We start from the raw sequence: 20,151 nt of genomic DNA, 5'->3' as shown, positions 1-20,151 counted from the left end.
GAAGGGCTAAGGTCAGGCGTACTGATTCAGACAGTACGCCTGCCGCAATTATCGCAGCAGATGAAGCAGCGAGAGATCGTCGTTAACTTTGCTTTTTTCAATTTCACGCATAAAAGCTTTATCGGAAATCTGATCGTGTTTCGTCACTGAGTGGTAGCTGTAAATAATATTAATGACGTCTTGTTCGCTGATGGTGCCCACCAGCTCCATGCTGGCTGACAGCAGCGATCTCAGCAGGAACCACTCCGCCGTTAACAGATAGAGGTTAGCGAGTGCGCTCTGCCCGTTGTGGGAGGGGAAACTGTCGTGATACATCCGGTACTGCAGATAATTGCCCATAATATGCGGGCGCTCCGCCAGCCAGGGTTTAAGTTTATTCTGCCAGACGCTGGCCAGACGCTTCATCGATACCGTGACGTCGTTGCCCTCAGCGACATCGCTCTGGATGTAAATCAGCTTATTGACGTAATGATAGAGCGTTGCCGACCCGCGAATCGCCTTGTGGCTCCCCAGATAGGCCTGCAGACGCAGCAGCAAGGCCCACTGCAGCTGATAGTCAGGCTTGATGCTGTCGATATTGGCCGCCATCTCCCCCTGCTGGATAAGATTCAGAACAGAGAAAAAGTACTCTTCAAGCCGGGTATATTTATCCGCGCTGTCGCCTGTTTTCTCGGCAAAAAGAAACAGCATCGCAATGCCGTAAAGCCCCTGCTCAATACTGGCGCCGCTGGCCAGCAGCAGATTGCTGCACAGCAGATTAATAAAGCGCGACGGCTGATCGATCTCCGGCGCGTTCAGGGCGGAGATACGCAGCGATTTATGTTCATTCAGCAGCATCGCCTCAGGGCTGGCCAGCAGGCCTTTTACCGCTTCCGGGCAGGAGAGCGTCAGGCTGTTCCTGATCTCATATTTGGTTTTTTTCTGCGCGCGAGGATAAGTGGAACAGGTGGGGCTCAGCGCCTTCTCACCCATTTTTTTATGGATAGTGCAGAGGCTGTTCTCATCAAGGAAACTGCAGTTTCCACTGGCGGAGAACTTCATGGTGCCCCAGTTATCAAAACTTTTTTTGGTTTTGATAATATTTTCTTCCGCCAGCTGGCGCACCTTAATGTCCCCGCTCTTTAAATAGCGGTTGACGGTGGGCTTATCTAAATAGATATCCCAGCCTTTACAGCAATGGTCCAGGCATTCGCTGCCGGCGCACTTAAATTCGCTGAAAAATAGCGGTTCAACTACAGAAATCTCTTTCATGATCTTACCTGTTGATGGCGTTAAAACGGTAAAAACACATTGTCAGCCACCAGCCTATCAGTAGTCAGGGAAGCGCAATGCGCATAACACAGAGGCTTTCCTCTCTTTTACCCAGGCATAAAAAAACCCCGCCGAGGCGGGGTTTTCAGGTCGTTCACCAGAGGGCGATTAGCCCTGCAGCAGAGACAGAACCTGCTGCGGAACCTGGTTAGCTTTCGCCAACACAGAGTTACCTGCCTGCTGGATGATCTGCGCTTTAGACATGTTTGAAACTTCGGTCGCGTAGTCAGCATCCTGAATACGAGACTGTGCTTCAGACAGGTTAGTCGTGGTGTTGTTCAGGTTAGTTACCGCTGAATCCAGACGGTTCTGAATCGCACCCAGTGAAGAACGGAATTTGTCTACGCTGGCGATCGCGCTGTCGATTTTTGATAACGGGTCAGAGGTAGCACCGGTTGAGAAATCAGACAGGTTGATGTTTTTGGTGTCAATTTTGAACGCTGCGGTATCGCCGCCTGCAGTAGTGGTTGCCGCCTGCGGATCAACAGCTACGTAGAAGTCCTGGCTTGCACCGTTAGCGATGTCGAAGCCGTTCGCTTTCAGGTTGTTGGTTTCTGCCGCAGAAGTTGACTTGATGGTCACTTTAGCGAACATGTTGCCGTTGTCGTCTTTATAGACGTTAGAAGCGTCTACGGTCGCGCCGCCAGCTGCCAGGCCCAGACGGGTAGACAGGTCGTCAGTTGCGCCAGCTTCTGCCACGGTCGCTTTAGATACGTTACTGGTGGTGCCGTAGACTTTCTGGAAGTCAGCAGCAACAGCAGCGGTAGGCGTACCCTGCGGGCCAGTCACGTTCAGGGTGTCCAGCTTCAGCGTAGAAGAGTCGATTTTTTTCAGGTCGATGTCGATGGTTTCGCCATCGTTCGCGCCAACCTGGATAGACATTTTGCCGTCTTTAGCCAGTACGTTCACGCCGTTGAACTGAGTCTGACCAGATACGCGGTCGATTTCGCTCAGGCGAGATTTGATTTCGTCCTGGATTGATGCTTTGTCAGAGTCAGAGTTGGTGCCGTTCTGCGCCTGAACAGTCAGTTCACGAATACGCTGCAGGTTGTTGTTGATTTCTGACAGTGCGCCTTCAGTAGTCTGCGCAGCAGAGATACCGTCGTTAGCGTTACGAGCAGCCTGAGTCAGGCCTTTGATGTTTGACTCGAAGCGGTTAGCAATCGCCTGACCAGCAGCGTCATCTTTAGCGCTGTTGATACGAAGACCAGAAGACAGACGCTCGATAGAGGTAGACAGAGCGGACTGGTTCTTGTTGATGTTGTTCTGAGTGATCAGCGAGAGGCTGTTGGTATTAATGACTTGGGCCATGATAAATATTCCTGTTAATCAAGTCTTTCGGTTAAGGTGTGGGCTTCAACCCGCCGGCTTCAGCGCCGTCAAAGTTGTTATCGTCTGCCCTTAAACAACCTTTAGAATTTTTTTAGTACCAGGTGAAAATTTTTTCCTTCAACCTGTCACGCTTATCTTTATCGCCCTCGCCCGCCACTTCTTTAGAAGAAAATCATCGCCGTTCTAGCCGTTGAAATACCCTTCTCTATATGCGCTATTCGCTTTATCGCCCAGTGGTGAATAACTTTAAACTTTCCTTATTCGCCGCCGATAACCCCGGTATTCACTCTCCGTGTCGACATGATAAGGAAACAAGCATGGCAAGTATCTCTACCCTGGGTGTCGGTTCAGGCCTGGACTTAAGCAGTATTCTCGACAGCATGCAGACGGCGGAAAAAGCCGCCCTGACGCCGATATCTAATCAGCAGTCCTCTTATACCGCCAAACTGAGCGCCTATGCGACGCTGAAAAGCGCGCTGACCACCTTTCAGACAGCGAATACCACGCTGAATAACGCCAGCCTGTTTAGCGCCACAACGGCCACCAGCAGCTCAACCGCCTTTAGCGCAACAACGTCCGGCAGCACCGTCGCAGCAGGCAAATACACCATTAGCGTGTCGCAGCTGGCGCAGGCGCAGACCCTGACCTCGGCGGTACAGAGCAGCAACACCGCCGCGCTGGGCGACAGTTCTGCCAGCAGCCGCACGCTGAGCATCGCGCTGGCGGACGGCTCCAGCAAAGATATTACGCTGACCAGCGCGCAGACCTCGCTGACCGGCATGCGCGACGCCATTAACGGCGCTAACGCGGGCGTGACCGCCAGCATTATCAAAGTCTCAGACGGCAGCTTTCGCCTATCCGTCAGCGCCAATGAGAGCGGCTCAGCCAAAGCGGTCAGCACCATTAAAGTAACCGGCGACGATACGCTTGCGGGCATCGTCGGCTATGACGCCAGCGCCAGCAGTAGTGCGATGACGCAGAGCGTACAGGCGCAAAACGCCAAACTGACGGTCAATAACGTCGCTATCGAAAGCAGCAGCAACACCATCAGCGACGCGCTGGAAGGCATCACGCTGAATCTCAGCGACATTACCAGCGGCACCCAGACGCTGACCATTGCGTCGGATACCACCAAAGCCAATGCCGCGATTACCGGCTGGGTCTCGGCCTATAACACCCTGCAAGACACCTTTTCCAGCCTGACCAAATATACCGCCGTGGATGTGGGCGCTGACTCGCAGGACAGCAGCAACGGCGCACTGTTGGGCGACAGCACCTTGCGCACCATCCAGAATCAGCTGAAGAGCCTGCTCACCAACGCCGCCAGCTCCTCGACCTTTAAAACCATGGCGCAGATCGGCGTGACCTCCAACCCGACCACCGGGCAGCTGGAAGTTGACTCCGATAAGCTGAGAAAGAGCCTGAAAAACAATATGTCCGATGTGAAAGAGATGATTATCGGCGACGGCAAAACCACCGGCATCGCCACCAGCGTCGCCAGTAACCTGACCAGCTGGCTCTCCAGCACCGGCATCGTGCAGTCGGCGACCGACGGCGTCAGCAAAACGCTTAACGCCCTGACCACGCAGTACAACAAGGTGAACGATCGTATTAACGACACCATTACGCGGCTGAAAGCGCAGTTTACCCAGCTCGACGTGGTGATGAGCTCGCTTAACCAGACCAGCAGCTACCTGACGCAGCAGTTCGATAGCTCGAACTCCAGCTCGAAAAGCTGATTTTACTAAGGAGTGATCATGTACACCGCAAACGGCATTCAGGCCTATGCAAAAATCGGCGTCGAAAGCGCCGTCATGAGCGCGAATCCGCATCAGCTGGTCAACATGCTGTTCGACGGCGCGCTCAGCGCGCTGGTTCGCGCCCGCCTGTTTATGCAGGACGGCAATATTGAGGGGAAAGGTCTTTCCCTTTCTAAAGCCATTAACATTATTGAAAACGGGCTTAAGCAGGGTCTCTCAGAAGAGAGCGGCGACGAGCTCACCACCAACCTGCTTTCGCTTTACGCCTACATGGTGCGACGACTTCTGCAGGCGAACTTGCGCAACGACGTGGAGGCCATCGTTGAGGTCGAAGCGCTGCTGCGCAATATCGCTGATGCCTGGAAGGAAATCACCCAGCCTCAACCTCTGATTCAGGACGCCGTTTAATGATACTAGCACCGCAACTGATTACCATTTACCAGCAGTTACTCGATCTCAGCCAGCAAATGCTGCGTTTTGCGGCCGAGGGCGAATGGGATGATTTGATCAAAAAGGAAGTTGATTATGTCAGCGCGGTGCAACGGCTGGCGCGATCGACCGAAGCCGCCTCGCCCTCCGCGCAGGCGCAGGAGCAGCTGCGTCCGGTGCTGCGCCATATTCTTGATAACGAAAGCGAAGTAAAGCGCCTGCTGCAGGAGCGCATGAACGAGCTTTCAACGCTGGTTAACCAGAACGCCCGTCAGAAATCGGTGCTCAGCGCCTACAGCAAACAGGGCAGCGTGATGGTGCCGATGGAGAACCAGCCCCTCTCCTGATTCTGAAACGCACCGCGACAGAGAAAATAACTCTTCTGCCGGTGCGTCTTTTTTTCGTCGTGCTCCATACTTGCTTTTCCTTCCCGCTGGAGCACAGCAGATGCACAACCCAACGTTATTGCAATTCTTCCACTGGTATTACCCGGATGGCGGCAAACTCTGGCCTGAAGTGGCTGAAAAAGCCCCCTGGCTGAGCGAGATCGGCATTACGATGGCCTGGCTGCCGCCTGCCTGTAAAGGCGAGTCGGGCGGCTATTCCGTCGGCTATGACAGCTACGATCTCTTCGACCTGGGCGAGTTCGATCAGAAAGGCAGCGTCGCCACCAAATATGGCGACAAGCAACAGCTGCAGGCGGCCGTGGAGGCGCTGCGCGCGCACAACCTCGGCGTACTGCTCGACGTGGTGGTCAACCACAAAATGGGGGCCGATGAGAAAGAGCGCGTACGCGTTAACCGCGTCAATCCCGACAACCGCGACGACATCAGCGACGAGGTTATCGAGTGCGAAGCCTGGACGCGCTTCAGCTTCCCGGCGCGCGCCGGTAAATATTCAAAATTCATCTGGGACTATAAGTGCTTTAGCGGTGTTGATCATATCGAAAACCCGGATGAGAACGGCGTCTTCAAGATCGTCAATGACTATACCGCCGACGGCTGGAACGATCAGGTCGACAGCGAGCTGGGTAACTTTGACTACCTGATGGGCGCCAATATCGACTTTCGCAATAATGCGGTGCGTGAAGAGCTAAAATACTGGGCGCGCTGGGTCAGGGAACAGGTGCCCTGTACCGGCTTCCGCCTCGACGCCGTGAAGCATATTCCAGCCTGGTTCTATAAGGAGTGGATTGACCACGTTCAGGAAGTCGCCGACGAGCCGATGTTTATCGTCGCCGAGTACTGGTCGTTCGAAACTGACAGGCTGCTGGAGTATATTCAGCAGGTCGAGGGCAAAACCCTGCTGTTCGACGCGCCGCTGCATATGAACTTTCACCAGGCGTCGACTCAGGGCAGCGAGTACGATCTCAGCCAGATTTTCGCCAACTCGCTGGTGCAGGCCGATCCCTGGCATGCGGTCACTATTGTCGCCAACCATGACACGCAGCCGCTGCAGTCGCTGGAAGCGCCGGTCGAAGCCTGGTTTAAACCGCTCGCCTACGCGCTGATCCTGCTGCGCGAGCAAGGCGTGCCGACGGTATTTTATCCCGACCTGTTCGGCGCCAGCTACGAAGATGAGGGCGGCGACGGCGAAACCCACCGCGTTGAGATGCCGGCGATCCCGGCGCTGGAAGCGCTGATCCGCGCTCGTCAGGCCTATGGCTGGGGCGCGCAAACGGATTATTTCGATCATCCCAACTGCGTGGCGTTCAGCCGCAGCGGCACCGCTGAACAGCCGGGCTGCATCGTGATTATGTCGAACGGCGAAGAGGGCGAGAAAAGCGTGACGATGGGCGACGGGTTTGCCGGCAAAGCGTGGCGCGACTTTTTAGGTCACCGCGAGGAGATCCTGACCGCTGATGAACAGGGCACGGTGGTGGTGCGCTGCAACGGCGGCAGCGTCAGCGTCTGGGTGCTGGCGGAGTAACGTGACGCGCCTTATTCCGTCGCCGGGACGGAATAAGGCGCTATAGCATTACGACTTCGCTTCGTTCGCCTGGGTGATGGCGGACTTCATGATTTCCGGTTCGATATTCTGGATAACCGCCGCTTTCGGCTGTTTTGCCACCTCGTCCAGCGCCTGCTGGCACTCTATCGTTGGACGCTCGACTTTACGCAGCGTCAGCCCGTCATAGCGCAGCTCGCTGCCATCCAGCTCTAACGGCATCACACGCGACTGGCGATTGACGTTAACGTAATCGCCGCTGAGCAGCGTCAGCTTGCCTGGCTTGGCGATAACGCGCATCCACTGGCGGCAGTCAAGCGTGCTGCCGTCCGCATTGACAATCAGCGTGCCCAGCGCGCGATCGCTGCGTAACCCGCTCTGCGGGCCGACCGTTTGCCAGGTCCCCTGCAGGCTGGCGGGCGCTGGCGTCTGCACCGCATCCTGATAGCTGTTGATTTGCGCACAACCGGCCAGCGCCAGCGCGGCCGTCAGCATCCACTTTTTCATCGTTAATCCCTGAGATCGCTTCAATGGCGGCTAAGTTATAATTTTTCGCCTGCTTTCCGCAAGCTGTCTGCGCCCTGCTTCGCGTCGCGCGGCCACTTTTTTTCCACCCGACCACGTCTTGACCGCGTCCTGACAAGGGCTGGAGGCTGAGTTACACTGGTGCCCTGCACCACCTTAACTCTTTCAGGAAACCTTATGAAAACGCCAGAAGCCTATTACGCGCAGGCGCGCGAGATGTTTTTTACCGCACATGCCGACTTTCAGGCCGCGCTCGATGAACTGACGGAGAGCGATGCGCGCCACGCCAATATGTCGCTGCGCCAGCTGCGCGAATGGCATGCGGAACGTATTTACGCCGCCTTCCTGCGCCAGAAAAATCTCGACGGCATGATTTTTTCGATCCAGCTGGCCGAGCCGGACAAAGCGGTCGCTGCCGAAGCCATTGAAAACTATCTGAAATCGCACGCTGAATCGCTGGGAATGACCTGGGAAGAGTTCTGCATTAAGAACGAGCTTTGAGCTCTGGATAACGGTAACACCTCCAACCAGTAAAATAGTTCGGGAAAAAATTGTACAAGTTGATCAAATCTGTATAAGTTTACTGCACGACTTCGGTCGTGATTGTCCTTGAACGAATGGTGCTTTTGCACCGCCTCTGGAGGTGTTGCTGGATTTCCACCTCCAGAGGTTTGATTTTTTCCTCTGATCGGCCCCCTCTTCTCCGTCTCTTTTCTTCCACCTTTAGCTCTCCAGCACCCGTTTGCGTAGTGCGCCGAAAAAAAAGCCGCTAATGCGCCTGAGAGACTTGTCACTGGTTGGATTTACAGTATGATGTGCCAGCGAATTTCTTCCCTGTATGGAATACCAGTATGTTTGTGGAATTGATTTACGATAAGCGTAACGTCGCCGGCCTGCCTGGCGCGCGTGAGATCATTTTAGCTGAGCTGGAAAAGCGCGTGCAGCGCGTCTTTCCAGATGCTGAGGTGCGCGTAAAACCGATGGAGCGCAACGCCATCGAAACCGATCTGAGCAAGAACGATAAGGCGACGGTGGCGCGCATTGTCGAAGAGATGTTTGACGAGGCGGAAATGTGGCTGGTGGCCGACTAAGCGTCGACCACCGTCGGGAGCAGGATTACTTCTCCTGCTCGCTGTGGTTGATGGCGATCTCTATATCCTGAATCGCGGCCTCTAGATCATCCAGCAGCGTGCCCTGTTTGTTCAGCAGCGCATCAATGCGTGCGGCAAATTCCGGGTCTTTATATTCGCCGGCATCAAACGCGAGCCAGTGGCTGGAGAGCGTTTCGGTATTGGTTTGCGCATAGTGGCGCATCTCTTTCAGCTGCGAGGTTACATCGCGCAGGTAGTCAGTTTTGCTTTTCGTTTCCACTGAATCACTCATGCTGTTTTTCCTTTTGCTGTTTTAACCAATAAATATCTCGCGTGAATGATTAAAGGTAGTGGATTATAACGAAGCCGCCTTAAGAATAATCGGAAGTGAAGCGGGGAGATCCTCGCGAGCTGGCAAGAGCAACGCTATTATTGCTGCTTACTGCCGTTTTAACAGGACGTTAAGATGAAATTCCCTGCCCTGCTTATCGCTACGCTGTTGCTCTCCGCCTGCGCCACTCAGCCACCTGACGCCGTTAATCAACCCAACGTGGTTAAGCAGGTGCGTCCCTCTTATCCCTACTACGCCTGGAGCCACCGCATTGCGGGCTTCGTCAGCTTCGCTTTTGACGTCGATGCCCAAGGAAAGGTGAGCGAAATGCGGATTCTGCAGTCAGAGCCGCGTGGGCTGTTTGAGCCTTATGTTATCGCTGCCGTCAGTCAGTGGCGCTATGAGAAGAACAAGCCGGTAAAAGATATGAAGATGACTATCCGCTTTACCCTGCGGCAAGAGACAGGGCCAGGCAGCAGTACGATTATTTTCTAAAAACAGGGGACGCAATGTCCCCTTTTTCATGTCGTGCCGCTCAGTGATTACAGATATTTACGCGCCAGTTCAAACAGCTCTTTTCTCGCCGCCGAACCCAGATGCTCAATCCCTTGCTGTACGAAATCAAAGGCGGCGCCGAAATCTTTAACGCCGGCGCTGAATTCGCTTTGTTCCTCTTTTTCAGCTGGCTGTGCGGCAGGCGCAGCGGCCACATCGCTGCCAGACTGGGCTGCGGGTGCAGCGGCCCGCTCGGCAGCGTTAACCGCCTGCGCGCTGGCCTGCTGGGTAGCGGTATCCGCCACGGGTGCCTGCGCCTGGGGTGACGCGTTGGCGGCAGCAGCCTGCTCGACGGGCTGAGCGGCCGCATCCGGGGGCGTGCTCTGCTCCGCAGGCTGGGCAGCTGCAGCGTCCGGCGTCGCGCTCTGCTCAACGGGCTGGGCGGCGTCTGGTGCCGCGCTCTGCTCAACGGGCTGGGCGGCGGCGTCTGGTGCCGCGCTCTGCTCTGCAGGCTGGGCAGCTGCGGCGTCCGGCGTCGCGCTCTGCTCAACGGGCTGGGCGGCGGCGTCTGGTGCCGCGCTCTGCTCAACGGGCTGGGCGGCGGCGTCTGGTGCCGCGCTCTGCTCTGCAGGCTGGGCAGCTGCAGCGTCCGGCGTCGCGCTCTGCTCAACGGGCTGGGCGGCGGCGTCTGGTGCCGCGCTCTGCTCTGCAGGCTGAACAGCCGCAGCGTCCGGCGTCGCGCTCTGATCGCTGTTCGCCGGCGGCGTATGCTGCGCCGTCGCATCAGGCGCGGCGTGGGTTTCCCCTGGCGTCTCTTCAGAAGTCGCTGGCGCCACCGTTGAGGGAGAAGATAAACGCTGCAGCTGCGGATCGGTCGGTACATTGCTGTCCGGTATCGCAAACTGCGGCAGCTCGGCGTCAGCCGCTGGAGCGGTTGAGTTAATGATGCTGGTATCGGTCATGGCAGACTCCTTAGTGATAATAAACGATCGGAGGGCATGAAAGCCTTCCCCAATCAGGTTGAAAATTCGCATAGGGCTCTCCTGTTACGGCTTCGCAGAAGTCTCATCCTGTATGACGACGCGTTTTACCTTGTCGACCGTCTGATCGGGCAGCGTATCCAGCTTTTTCTGCAGCACGGAGACCTGCTTCGACAGCTCATCCACTTTGGCTTCGCGCCTTGCTGCGGACTCGCGGGCCTCGCGCCGAATATCCTCGACCTGTCGGTTAGCCGTGTTGCTGACGTGTAAAAAGAGGATGGTCATCACAACGCATACCATCGACATCACCAGCATCATCACGCCCAGCATGATTTTACGTTTGTGGGTCACTGGTCTTATTTCACTGTGAATCTCTGCCATCGCTATGCTCCTCTAAGGTAGAAATCAGCCTGTCAATTTCATTACGGAACTTGCTGTTTTGATCGGCATCGGTCATTACCACCAGAATGCCGAGCGCGTTTTTGATTAAGCGCAAATCGGTTTCCAGAGTTGATATCCGCCGTAAATTAGTGTCATGGCGTACACGTAAATCATCGTTTTCCTGACGGAGCAGCGCATTGCTCTCCTTCAGCAGTAAGACCTGCTCCTTATAGCTGGTAATGATTTCCCCACCGGCACGATTGCTGGTGACAATTGAAGCTATGCCCGCGATAAGCGGTTTCCAGAAAAGTGCGGCCGCTCCGCCCCCAAGAACTAGCGCGCCAACACTGGTAATCAAACTACTTTCCATGCCTCACCTCTGAACCTTGACGGGTAACGGCTGCTGACGTCAGGCGTAATACGCAAAGCGCCTCCCTCGCCGAAACTTAAGATTGCTTAAATTCACAGCTTAAGTATACTTAAGTCTGGCTCTCAGGAGATGTCAAGACGATGGAAAAAGAAACAGCGGGCGAGCGTATTCGCTCCCGACGTAAAGCACTGAATTTGACGCAGAAAGCAGTCGCGGAAAAAATTTCGGTTTCCCATGTGGCGATATCACAGTGGGAAAAAGAGGAAACGCTGCCGCGCGGAGAAAACCTGCTGCGGCTCGCGGAGGTACTGGGCTGCGCGCCCGCATGGCTGGTTGACGGGGATGGGCCGGTATTTACTGTACAAATGCAGATGCCAGTGGGTCTACCTTTGCTGGAGAGAGAACAGATTAGCGACTGGCTGGCCGAGGCGACGCAGGTTGATATCGTGCGGCGGATAGCCAGCGATTGCAGCTATTCGGCCACCAGCTTTGCCCTGACGCTGTGGGATAGCGCAATGGCGCCGCAATGCCTGCGGGGCGATCTGCTGCTCATCGATCCGGAGTTGCCGCCGCAGCCAGGGGATTTGGTGCTGGCGTTATATGGAGAGGGTGAATATGCGCTACGTAAATATCGCGCGCGCAGCCATAACAGCTTTGAGCTGGTACCTCTGAACGAAGATTACCCGTTACTGTGCTCGTCTGAACAGGCGCTCTCTGTGCTCGGAACGCTGGTAGAGTGGCGTCGCTATCGCGCTACGTCGCAGTAAAAAGAAGAAAAACAACCCGCTTCGCTCGAACCTTAGCCGTAGAGCGGTGTCTTGATTAGTAGATGGATGATTCCATGTAACGATTTTTACCCGCCTCGAGCGGGCTTTTTTTTGCCCATAAGAATTTCCTGTGACGAATCGCTTCTGTTGCGTTTCTTTCTCCTGGCGCCGGTGAGAAGATGATCGGGCGCTATGCGCATACCCTTTACGTAATGCAAACGAGAGTTCTGCTTAATTGGGCTTGCCCGCTGACTAACGCGGGCAATTTTTTGCGCGCGACTAAAGAAATAAAGCCGTCCGCAGACGGCTTACCGATCAGGGATTCAGATTTTGATCCTCATCTTCATCCTCATCCTCAATGTCATCTTCCAGATACTCGTCATCTTCTGGCATCTCGTCCTCATCTCCGCCAGGGATATCCTCTACGCTGCCTGGGACCTGGCCGTCGCCGGGGATGGGATCGCTATCATCGGGACGTTCTGACATACGCACCTCCAGTTACCCGTATTGGGTATATTCAGTTTAGCGATGTGACGCTTTATCGGGCGCCCTGCCTCGCTGAAACGTGAACGAAGCGTAAAAGATAAAACATTACGCCCCTACCGTTTGGCTTATCCTGTAAGAGGTGCTCCGCCCGTTGCTCGCCAGAGGCTCCCCTCATGGGCGCGGATAAATTTAATTTTGTTTATTGACGGATCGCTTTCTGGCTTCTTCAATGAAATAAGAGACTGCACTGGAGGAAATGCTCATGACCGAACTGCTACATATTATCTCAGTCAGCGCTATCGTCGCCGGAATATATTTAATTCAGTAAGAGAATGGTCACCTGTAGTTAATACTATTGCACTCATCTTCTCTGCTGCGTTTAATTGCGCAGGCGAGGCTTTTCAGCACAGGAGCTGATGCAGCAAGGCCTGCGACACGTCGACTGGTTGAATAGCGTCAGACAAGCTTTCTCGCCCTGGAATAATCGATATGGGTTATACCGGCGATACAGACTGGTATTACATTTTTACCGCAGCATTAAGTAATATTAGTGGTGCAGCATTTCATCAACCACCTGCTGCTGCGTTAGCTGCCAGGGATAATAGGTTGGCCAGTTATCCATCTCTTTCAGCAGCGCCTCCTGAGAGATATCGCCGGTAAAAATATGGAAATGGCTCGATTTGCGCGGGGCAATAATATGATCGCTGAACTGCACATATTTAGGCGCTTTGCTGTTTGTATCACGACACTCAAAAAGATAGCGAACCCCTTTTTTCCCGGAGACGTAGGTAAGTATCTTATGTCCGGCGTAGCTGTAGCGGCAGGATGCTACGCTGTCGCCGCGGTAGAATGCGATAACCCCGTCTTCAATCTCCAGCCGGTTAATATCTGTGGCGTAGCCTTTGCGATAGTACGCTTTGATCTCATCAACCGTTTTGTGCCCATCCTTTTGTGCCTTCTTCGCGAAGACGGGATCCAGCTTTCCCTGCTCAAGCAGCGGGTAAACTGATTCCCATACGCCATCCCAGTCCGTCAGCTGCCGATCTTTGACATCTTTATTAACAAACTCGCCCACAGCCGCTTTCTGCTCCATTTGCGACAGCGCCGGACCGTGCGAATGGTGGCCGTGAGCCAGAGCCTGTCCGCCGAACGCCACCATACTCAAGGCGATAACACTTTTTTTTATCGACAACATGTTTACCCTCCATCGGTGAAAGAGTGTAAAATGTTATGATATAACATTTCTAAAGACAAGCCTCGCGTGCGTCGTCCTGTTAGCTGGAACGAATAACTCCCCTCGCCTGGGACGTTGAATCCGTCGTCGTTAGGCATTTCACATCGCGCAGCGTCTGCAGTTCAGAGAGGCGTGATTTCGCTTTTTCACTGGCGTTGTGCCGGGCGAGCCCGTTGCCGATACCCAGGTCGCCCATAAAGCCCAGCACCGTAAGGAAGTCAAAGCTGCCGGTCTGTGCAATCTTCTGCTGGATATCGTGCGTTTTGGCGATCTCTTGTTCCAGCGCCTGACAGTTGAGCGACACCGCTTCCTCATCCGTTACCGCGGACACCTGCGGGTACTGCTTAGTGGCGCAGGCGGAGAGCAGCAGCACGGCTGCGGTTTTGTGTATTTTCATCTGGGTGTCATTTTATTGTCAAAACTTCTGACATAACCTATAAGTATTATAATAGCTGATAATTCCTTACTGGAATAAATCATAATTTTATATATTTCACGTAGAAAACTGCTTTTGTTATTTTATTATAGAAAACTTAATAATAATATGATATCATCAACTAAAATTGTTTCTAAAAGAACGTTACCGGCCAAGTGCGTTCTTCGAAGCCAAATCTTCTGCCTAAGACTTTAATATTAAATAATATATTATCAAATAAAAACCACCAAAAATTTCAAAAAAATCATTTCTATCACAAACGGTAAGATTTTAGTATACTCTATGAAATATTAACGTTTGCCATTTATGGTTGATTTTTATATTCAACATGCTATTTCCATAAGGGAGACTTTGAAATATACAAAATAATAATAAAAATAACCATTTAAAAAGATTTAAGCACAGAGCACCGAATATTTAATTCATTTTAAAACCCCATAGAAAAACCATTGCTAAGTGGATCACACCCACCTCCTGTTTTTTCAGTAACTTTTCGCTATAAACCACAGCATCTCTGAGCTGAGCTTTAATTGACAACTTACGAATGTATGGCTTTTATTTCATTACATAACGGAGCGTAGGAGTTACTTATGAAGTATATTATTACTAGTTGGCTCTTCTGCTACATTCCTGTGTATAGTTTTACAAGCCTTCTCTACCATTTTGCACCGTTTAGCAGGTTCTTATCCTGCATCAGCCCCCTTTTTAGCCTTACATACTCTTACAATCACTTGCCTTGTGCTCTAACAGATGCCAAAATCTGCTACTCCTGCTACTAAGGTTATTTTGATGATCAAGCTCTTCACTCGCTATATGTCTATCGGCATAGTCAATACGCTGATTCACTGGATGGTCTTTACTGTTTTTTATGCAGAGGGGCAGTCTCAGTCCATATCAAATTTTATAGCTTTCTGCTGCGCAGTAACGTTCTCTTTCTTCGCAAATGCCAAATGGACATTTGCCGCTAAAATCACAACTATCCGTTACTTACTTTATCTTTTTTTCATGGGCGGCATGGCGTCGGCAGTTGGTCTTTATGCTGACCGAATTCAGGCTAACCCTGTTATTACTCTGATTTCATTTTCTGCAATTAGCTTAATTTGTGGTTTTTTATACTCTAAATATGTCGTTTTTAAGGATCGATAATGAAGATAAGTCTAGTCGTCCCGGTATTCAATGAGAAGGATGCGATACCAATATTTTATCAGGCAGTCCGTCGTGAGCTAACCAATATAGATGTTGAAATATTGTTTATCAATGACGGAAGTAAAGATGAATCAGAAGCAATCATCAATGAATTAGCTTCAAATGATAATTTAGTAAAGATTATTTCTTTTACGCGTAACTTCGGTAAAGAACCGGCCTTATTTGCTGGTCTTGAGTATGCAACTGGTGATGCAGTAATACCCATTGATGTCGATCTTCAAGATCCAATATCTGTAATTCCTCAACTTATTGAACGCTGGCAAGACGGGGCTGACGTAGTTTTAGCCAAAAGAATTGATCGCAGCACTGATGGTCATCTTAAAAGAAAAACTGCGGAATGGTTCTATCAACTTCATAATTTGATTAGCTCGCCTAAAATTGAAGAAAATGTTGGTGACTTTAGACTTATGTCTAGAGAAACCGTCGAACACATTAAATTACTGCCAGAAAGAAACCTTTTTATGAAAGGGATCTTATCATGGGTTGGGGGCAGAGTGGATATTGTAGAATATATTAGAGCCGAGCGTGTCGCTGGGACATCCAAATTCAATGGTTGGAAGTTATGGAACTTGGCTTTGGAAGGTATTACTTCCTTTTCAACCTTTCCATTGCGAATGTGGACATATATTGGGCTTTTTGTAGCCGGCTGCGCATTTTTATATGGCACGTACATGGTAGTTGATACGCTCATATTTGGTAATCCTGTAAAGGGGTATACTTCGATTATGGTATCGATGCTATTTTTAGGCGGGGTTAAGTTAATTGGGATAGGTGTGCTTGGTGAATATATTGGCAGAATATATATAGAAACAAAAAGAAGGCCTAAGTTCATTATTAAAAATAACGGGCACATTTATCATGGAAATAAAAAATAAAGATAATTATCAATTAGTTATCAAATACCCGATGTTTTTTCTCAGCACTTTACCTTTGTGAAAGTCAGTGCCTTTGAAGAATCATCTGTAAATTTATTCCTAGCAGAGAAATTAAATAACCGCTTAAGAAAGGACCGTGACAATGAAAGTCAATAGATTGGTTTCCATTAAAATAGATGAAACAGGACGTAATAATGCTTTATTAATTATGCTATCCTTTTGTTTTTTTATAATGCTTCTTGGGTGCTCAAGAACAATGTTTGGAGTTTACATGCCAGACGATTATCTATTGGCATCCCAAAAAATGCCAATGTCATTCTATCTTAATCAGGGTCGATTTATTCAAGCCATAATAACAGGCCTATTTAACTATTTCAATTTCAATATAATTTCATCTAGCCCTATATTTACACCCTTATTTTTCTTATTCACTTCGCTTTCCTCATCATTATTTGTATTGTCAATAATACCACACAAAAATTCATTAATATTATCATGTTTGCTTTCTGGCACAATTGTTAGTCATCCTGTATTTAGCATGATGGCTGTCTATCATCTTGCTGTGGTTTGTTTTTCTTTATGCATGCTTTGCGTGGTTGCCTATATAATTACATTCAATGAATACTTGAAAAATAAAACCAAACGATCTGCCTTGTTACCATGTTTTTTCTTAGTTGTTATTTGTGGAAATTACCAACCTGCCTTTTTGGTTATTGTAATATACTCAGTCATTAAGGTTACTATCCCTGAGAATAAAATAATTACAATTAACAACTTGAAAGCTTTATTTCCAGTAGCCTTGGGGTTGATAGTATATGCTGGTGATGCTGCCAACTTACTGATTTAGTGTATGATGGTGTTTTTGAGGTGCTCCAGTGGCTTCTGTTTCTATCAGCTGTCCCTCCTGTTCAGCTACAGACGGGGTGGTGCGTAACGGTAAAAGTACTGCCGGACATCAGCGCTATCTCTGCTCTCACTGCCGTAAAACATGGCAGTTACAGTTCACATACACAGCCTCTCAACCCGGTACGCACCAGAAAATCATTGATATGGCCATGAATGGCGCTGGATGCCGGGCAACCGCCCGCATTATGGGCGTTGGCCTCAACACAATTTTACGTCACTTAAAAAACTCAGGCCGCAGTCGGTAACCTCGCGCATACAGCCGGGCAGTGACGTCATCGTCTGCGCGGAAATGGACGAACAGTGGGGCTACGTCGGGGCTAAATCGCGCCAGCGCTGGCTGTTTTACGCGTATGACAGGCTCCGGAAGACGGTTGTTGCGCACGTATTCGGTGAACGCACTATGGCGACGCTGGGTCGTCTTATGAGCCTGCTGTCACCCTTTGACGTGGTGATATGGATGACGGATGGCTGGCCGCTGTATGAATCCCGCCTGAAGGGAAAGCTGCACGTAATCAGCAAGCGATATACGCAGCGAATTGAGCGGCATAACCTGAATCTGAGGCAGCACCTGGCACGGCTGGGACGGAAGTCGCTGTCGTTCTCAAAATCGGTGGAGCTGCATGACAAAGTCATCGGGCATTATCTGAACATAAAACACTATCAATAAGTTGGAGTCATTACCGTATATGCTATAGTATTTAAGTTAACTAAAAACATTCTTGGTGTAAACCACTGGGACTCGAGAGCAGGAATAGTAAATGATTTGCCATCACGTGCGCTAGAAATATTGAATTTTTTACCTAGCCTGTTTTACAAGAACTGGTGGGTTATTCCTACTCAATATAACATTACACTCACATTTTCCATCTGTTTATTTTTAATAACTTATACATTTAAGTTGAAAAATTTAAACTTACGAATGATGGCAATTCCGTTGCTTTTCATATTGGCAATAATATTTCCAATCTCTATCCTTAAAAACTGGGATCCAACACCTCGCGCATTATTTTCGATTTCTTTCCTTTATTCTTCTATAATGATTATTTTTTATAATGAAGCTTTGTCTAAATGCAAAACCGCACTGTTATCAGTTTGCATTTTACTTGGCCTCTTGACTTCAAATAACTACCTTTACCAAACGGAAATGTCACAAAAAGAAGATTCTTTAATGGCATTGAAAGCTTATAACATGATTAAAGATAGTAATTCATTTGGGAAAGATATAATCTTAGTAAATAACAACTCTATAAACATTGATTTTTGGGCGATAAATGGGCTGATTTTCTTTTTAACAAATGAAAACCTCAATTTATCCCCACCTTCAGATTATGAAGTTAATCAATGTAAGTCCGAGAGTAAAAAAAGTCGCGTAATAGACCATGAAAAATCATTAATAGTTTGCCTTAACCACTAAAAAATCTCATATCATGTGAAAGCTTTTTACAGAGGCTTTCACATATAAATCCCTTCAGTAATGGACATTCTATTTGGCATGTAGATATATATATCATTCAATAAACTTTAATATCCTTTTGCGGACAATATCATTTCAGCACTTACAATTTATTGCCCAATGTTTTCATAAGATTGCTCTATGCTTCAACACCATACAAAAATTCAAAGTAAATTATTAAGGTAACTCATGGAGCTTGAAAATATAGCTCGCGCTTATTTCTTTGCGAAATATTTGCTTTCGTGTTATCACGCACTTATATAAATTAGCAGGTTATATTTTCATGAAAAAATTAAAATATATAGCCATATGACCATTTTAAATTCCCTGGCATTTCTACTGAATATATAAAACCAAGCGTATCTAGTGGTATTTTTGACTTTGTGCAATAGCTAACCTAAACTCTTGGCTAGTCAGGTAACGTTTATCTGCCCCATAAGGATTTAGTTCAAAGTATCAGACCTGAGGAATTGGGCCGATTCACAGCATAACCTACCTTGCTTAAAACCAAACGAAAACATCCTATTATTTTTTAATGGAAAAACACCCCCTCAGTCATATCAATTATTTAGCTAGTATTTTAAAAATCAGATGATTTAAACTTAAGTTAACACATCTAATAATCATCACCTACCTGCTACCATACAATTACTGCGTTGTTAAATTTAAAGTTATATTTATATTATTAAGATATGCAGAAAATAGTAAGCTAAGAGTGAATTATACATAAACCTCATGTATCGCATAAAGACATGTATTTTTGACTACTGTAGTCATTTTTCGGATTCACCGTTGTACAAAAATGAGGTGAACCCTTCAAAGACGGTTGCCATGCGGGACGTAGCGAATTTATGTCGGATGCCTAAAAAGCCGGTCTGAGCGAACATGTCAAGTGTGACGACCGAATATTGGGTTAGGGCTATTTTAGACAAAGTTGGCAACAACTGGGACATCAGGTCAATAATGCAAAAGAGCAGCTTAACCTGCGTATCGAACTATTGAACGGAAGCTACTTCACCGGAGCCCCCCTTCCCTTTTCATACCAAGGAATTTGGTGAAAAGATTGAGGAGCAGAAAACATTCGTATTCAAAGCCAGTCTGGATTCAGTTAACGCCAGGTCAGGTGCTTACTATTCAACACAGCTGCTAGGTCTGATATGGAACAATGCGTTAACGTGTACCTGCAGGCCTTCGTCACCGAAAAGCATATCAGTCCAGGCACACGTTCGCATGCTGGGCGTTGTCGGCAGGCGCAAACCCGAACCAGGTCGCCGCGCAAATGGGTCACTCAGATGCGCAGATGGTGTATCGGGTTTATGGTGCCTGGATGTCAGAGAACAATACGGATCAGCTTTCCCTTATCTACACGAAAATGAACGCTCTTGTGCTACATACGTGCTTCGCAAAAGTGGCCGTATAGTTATTTTTAATAGTATCAGCCAGTTACCCGCCTAAACCTGCATATTCATAATATCGGTATAAGCCGCCACCAGCTTATTCCTCACCTGAATCCCCATCTGCATTGAGATAGAGGACTTCTGCATATCCACCATCACATCGTTCAGCGCGATGCCTGGCTTGCCCATTTCAAAATCCTGCGCCTGGGCGCGCGCGGTGTTCTGCGTTTCGCTGATCTTATCCAGCGCCGCTTTCATGGTGGCGGCGAAGTCGACCGGCTGCGTCGCCTCGCTGCTTCTGTTACTGGCCTGCAGCGACGTCAGCTGAAGCTGCTGTAAAACGCCGTCAATTGCCTGAATGGACATGCTTTTACCTCATTGAGAGAGAGATGGAATTTTCTACGCTCAAAAAGTTAACACGTTGTCAATGAGACAAAGG

At 49.6% G+C, this 20,151-nt stretch carries 24 protein-coding genes; 13 read left to right on the top strand and 11 right to left on the bottom strand.

The window, feature by feature from the left end:
• Positions 1-48 precede the first annotated feature (48 nt).
• Both fliB and LB453_RS10315 read right to left on the bottom strand, forming a co-directional pair.
• On the bottom strand, positions 49-1,251 hold the full coding sequence (gene fliB / locus LB453_RS10320) for a flagellin lysine-N-methylase (RefSeq protein WP_103796162.1): 1,203 nt from the start codon (positions 1,249-1,251) through the stop codon (positions 49-51).
• Between the two features lie 168 nt (positions 1,252-1,419).
• Positions 1,420-2,622: a FliC/FljB family flagellin gene (locus LB453_RS10315; RefSeq protein WP_103796163.1), complete on the bottom strand. Its 1,203-nt coding sequence runs from the start codon at positions 2,620-2,622 to the stop codon at positions 1,420-1,422.
• A 338-nt stretch (positions 2,623-2,960) separates the two neighbouring features.
• On the opposite strand from LB453_RS10315, the gene fliD reads away from it, so the two are divergent.
• The 4 genes from fliD (at position 2,961) to amyA (ending at position 6,761) form a co-directional block, all read left to right on the top strand.
• Positions 2,961-4,382: a flagellar filament capping protein FliD gene (gene fliD / locus LB453_RS10310; protein WP_224481723.1), complete on the top strand. Its 1,422-nt coding sequence runs from the start codon at positions 2,961-2,963 to the stop codon at positions 4,380-4,382.
• 18 nt (positions 4,383-4,400) lie between these two features.
• Positions 4,401-4,811, top strand: coding sequence for a flagellar export chaperone FliS (fliS, locus tag LB453_RS10305; RefSeq protein ID WP_103796165.1), 411 nt, complete (start codon positions 4,401-4,403; stop codon positions 4,809-4,811).
• The gene (gene fliT / locus LB453_RS10300) at positions 4,811-5,179 is read left to right on the top strand and encodes a flagella biosynthesis regulatory protein FliT (protein ID WP_103796166.1); all 369 of its coding nucleotides are present in this window, start codon (positions 4,811-4,813) and stop codon (positions 5,177-5,179) included. Before fliS ends, fliT begins: the two co-directional genes overlap by 1 nt.
• 100 nt (positions 5,180-5,279) lie before the next feature.
• Complete coding sequence (gene amyA / locus LB453_RS10295) at positions 5,280-6,761, top strand: alpha-amylase (RefSeq protein WP_103796167.1); 1,482 nt, start codon at positions 5,280-5,282, stop codon at positions 6,759-6,761.
• A 48-nt stretch (positions 6,762-6,809) separates the two neighbouring features.
• On the opposite strand, the gene yedD is transcribed toward amyA, so the two are convergent.
• Positions 6,810-7,286, bottom strand: coding sequence for a lipoprotein YedD (gene yedD, locus LB453_RS10290; protein WP_103796168.1), 477 nt, complete (start codon positions 7,284-7,286; stop codon positions 6,810-6,812).
• 195 nt (positions 7,287-7,481) lie between these two features.
• Between yedD and LB453_RS10285 the strand changes: the two genes are divergently transcribed.
• Complete coding sequence (locus LB453_RS10285) at positions 7,482-7,805, top strand: DUF6388 family protein (RefSeq protein WP_033749791.1); 324 nt, start codon at positions 7,482-7,484, stop codon at positions 7,803-7,805.
• Between the two features lie 350 nt (positions 7,806-8,155).
• Positions 8,156-8,395, top strand: a complete 240-nt coding sequence (locus LB453_RS10280) for a DinI-like family protein (RefSeq protein ID WP_103796169.1) — start codon at positions 8,156-8,158, stop codon at positions 8,393-8,395.
• A gap of 25 nt (positions 8,396-8,420) precedes the next feature.
• On the opposite strand, the gene LB453_RS10275 is transcribed toward LB453_RS10280, so the two are convergent.
• Positions 8,421-8,687, bottom strand: a complete 267-nt coding sequence (locus LB453_RS10275) for a hypothetical protein (protein WP_103796170.1) — start codon at positions 8,685-8,687, stop codon at positions 8,421-8,423.
• A gap of 174 nt (positions 8,688-8,861) precedes the next feature.
• Here LB453_RS10275 and LB453_RS10270 point away from each other — a divergent pair, with 174 nt between their 5' ends.
• Entirely contained in the window at positions 8,862-9,221 is a 360-nt protein-coding gene (locus LB453_RS10270; protein ID WP_103796171.1) for a TonB family protein, read from the top strand.
• A gap of 47 nt (positions 9,222-9,268) precedes the next feature.
• On the opposite strand, the gene LB453_RS10265 is transcribed toward LB453_RS10270, so the two are convergent.
• The 3 genes from LB453_RS10265 to LB453_RS10255 all read right to left on the bottom strand — a co-directional run bounded on the left by LB453_RS10265 (position 9,269) and on the right by LB453_RS10255 (position 10,952).
• Entirely contained in the window at positions 9,269-10,183 is a 915-nt protein-coding gene (locus tag LB453_RS10265; protein WP_224481722.1) for a hypothetical protein, read from the bottom strand.
• A gap of 84 nt (positions 10,184-10,267) precedes the next feature.
• The gene (locus tag LB453_RS10260) at positions 10,268-10,582 is read right to left on the bottom strand and encodes a hypothetical protein (RefSeq protein WP_103796173.1); all 315 of its coding nucleotides are present in this window, start codon (positions 10,580-10,582) and stop codon (positions 10,268-10,270) included.
• The gene (locus tag LB453_RS10255; protein WP_103796174.1) at positions 10,563-10,952 is read right to left on the bottom strand and encodes a hypothetical protein; all 390 of its coding nucleotides are present in this window, start codon (positions 10,950-10,952) and stop codon (positions 10,563-10,565) included. The genes LB453_RS10260 and LB453_RS10255 overlap by 20 nt, the downstream gene beginning before the upstream one ends.
• A gap of 140 nt (positions 10,953-11,092) precedes the next feature.
• On the opposite strand from LB453_RS10255, the gene LB453_RS10250 reads away from it, so the two are divergent.
• Positions 11,093-11,719 carry a helix-turn-helix domain-containing protein gene (locus tag LB453_RS10250; protein ID WP_103796175.1) on the top strand — a complete coding sequence of 209 codons (627 nt, stop codon included), beginning with the start codon at positions 11,093-11,095 and terminating at the stop codon, positions 11,717-11,719.
• A 315-nt stretch (positions 11,720-12,034) separates the two neighbouring features.
• Here LB453_RS10250 and LB453_RS10245 read toward each other — a convergent pair whose 3' ends face one another.
• The 3 genes from LB453_RS10245 to LB453_RS10235 all read right to left on the bottom strand — a co-directional run bounded on the left by LB453_RS10245 (position 12,035) and on the right by LB453_RS10235 (position 13,836).
• Positions 12,035-12,205 (bottom strand): hypothetical protein, encoded by a 171-nt coding sequence (locus tag LB453_RS10245; protein WP_224481721.1) that lies wholly within the window; start codon positions 12,203-12,205, stop codon positions 12,035-12,037.
• Between the two features lie 547 nt (positions 12,206-12,752).
• Complete coding sequence (gene zinT / locus LB453_RS10240; RefSeq protein WP_103796177.1) at positions 12,753-13,400, bottom strand: metal-binding protein ZinT; 648 nt, start codon at positions 13,398-13,400, stop codon at positions 12,753-12,755.
• 79 nt (positions 13,401-13,479) lie between these two features.
• Complete coding sequence (locus LB453_RS10235) at positions 13,480-13,836, bottom strand: hypothetical protein (RefSeq protein ID WP_103796178.1); 357 nt, start codon at positions 13,834-13,836, stop codon at positions 13,480-13,482.
• An 828-nt stretch (positions 13,837-14,664) separates the two neighbouring features.
• Between LB453_RS10235 and LB453_RS10230 the strand changes: the two genes are divergently transcribed.
• From LB453_RS10230 to LB453_RS10210, 5 genes are all read left to right on the top strand, one after another.
• A complete protein-coding gene (locus LB453_RS10230; RefSeq protein WP_199187325.1) occupies positions 14,665-15,021 on the top strand; it encodes a GtrA family protein in 357 nt (118 codons plus the stop codon).
• The gene (locus LB453_RS10225; protein ID WP_103796179.1) at positions 15,021-15,956 is read left to right on the top strand and encodes a glycosyltransferase family 2 protein; all 936 of its coding nucleotides are present in this window, start codon (positions 15,021-15,023) and stop codon (positions 15,954-15,956) included. Before LB453_RS10230 ends, LB453_RS10225 begins: the two co-directional genes overlap by 1 nt.
• A gap of 142 nt (positions 15,957-16,098) precedes the next feature.
• On the top strand, positions 16,099-16,803 hold the full coding sequence (locus tag LB453_RS10220; RefSeq protein WP_146053836.1) for a glucosyltransferase domain-containing protein: 705 nt from the start codon (positions 16,099-16,101) through the stop codon (positions 16,801-16,803).
• A 28-nt stretch (positions 16,804-16,831) separates the two neighbouring features.
• A protein-coding gene (locus LB453_RS10215) for an IS1-like element IS1A family transposase (protein WP_224481720.1) occupies positions 16,832-17,529 on the top strand; the annotation gives its coding sequence in 2 pieces (ribosomal slippage) (positions 16,832-17,081 and positions 17,081-17,529; 699 coding nt in all).
• 252 nt (positions 17,530-17,781) lie between these two features.
• Complete coding sequence (locus LB453_RS10210) at positions 17,782-18,276, top strand: hypothetical protein (protein ID WP_224481719.1); 495 nt, start codon at positions 17,782-17,784, stop codon at positions 18,274-18,276.
• Between the two features lie 1,490 nt (positions 18,277-19,766).
• Here the strand turns inward: LB453_RS10210 and fliE are convergent.
• The gene (fliE, locus tag LB453_RS10200; RefSeq protein ID WP_103797692.1) at positions 19,767-20,078 is read right to left on the bottom strand and encodes a flagellar hook-basal body complex protein FliE; all 312 of its coding nucleotides are present in this window, start codon (positions 20,076-20,078) and stop codon (positions 19,767-19,769) included.
• Positions 20,079-20,151 lie beyond the last annotated feature (73 nt).

Source organism: Pantoea agglomerans, from assembly GCF_020149765.1.
In the GTDB taxonomy this organism is placed as follows: Bacteria; Pseudomonadota; Gammaproteobacteria; order Enterobacterales; family Enterobacteriaceae; genus Pantoea; species Pantoea alvi.
The sequence above is the reverse complement of the archived record's forward strand: the minus strand, read 5'-3'. Positions and strand labels throughout refer to the sequence as shown.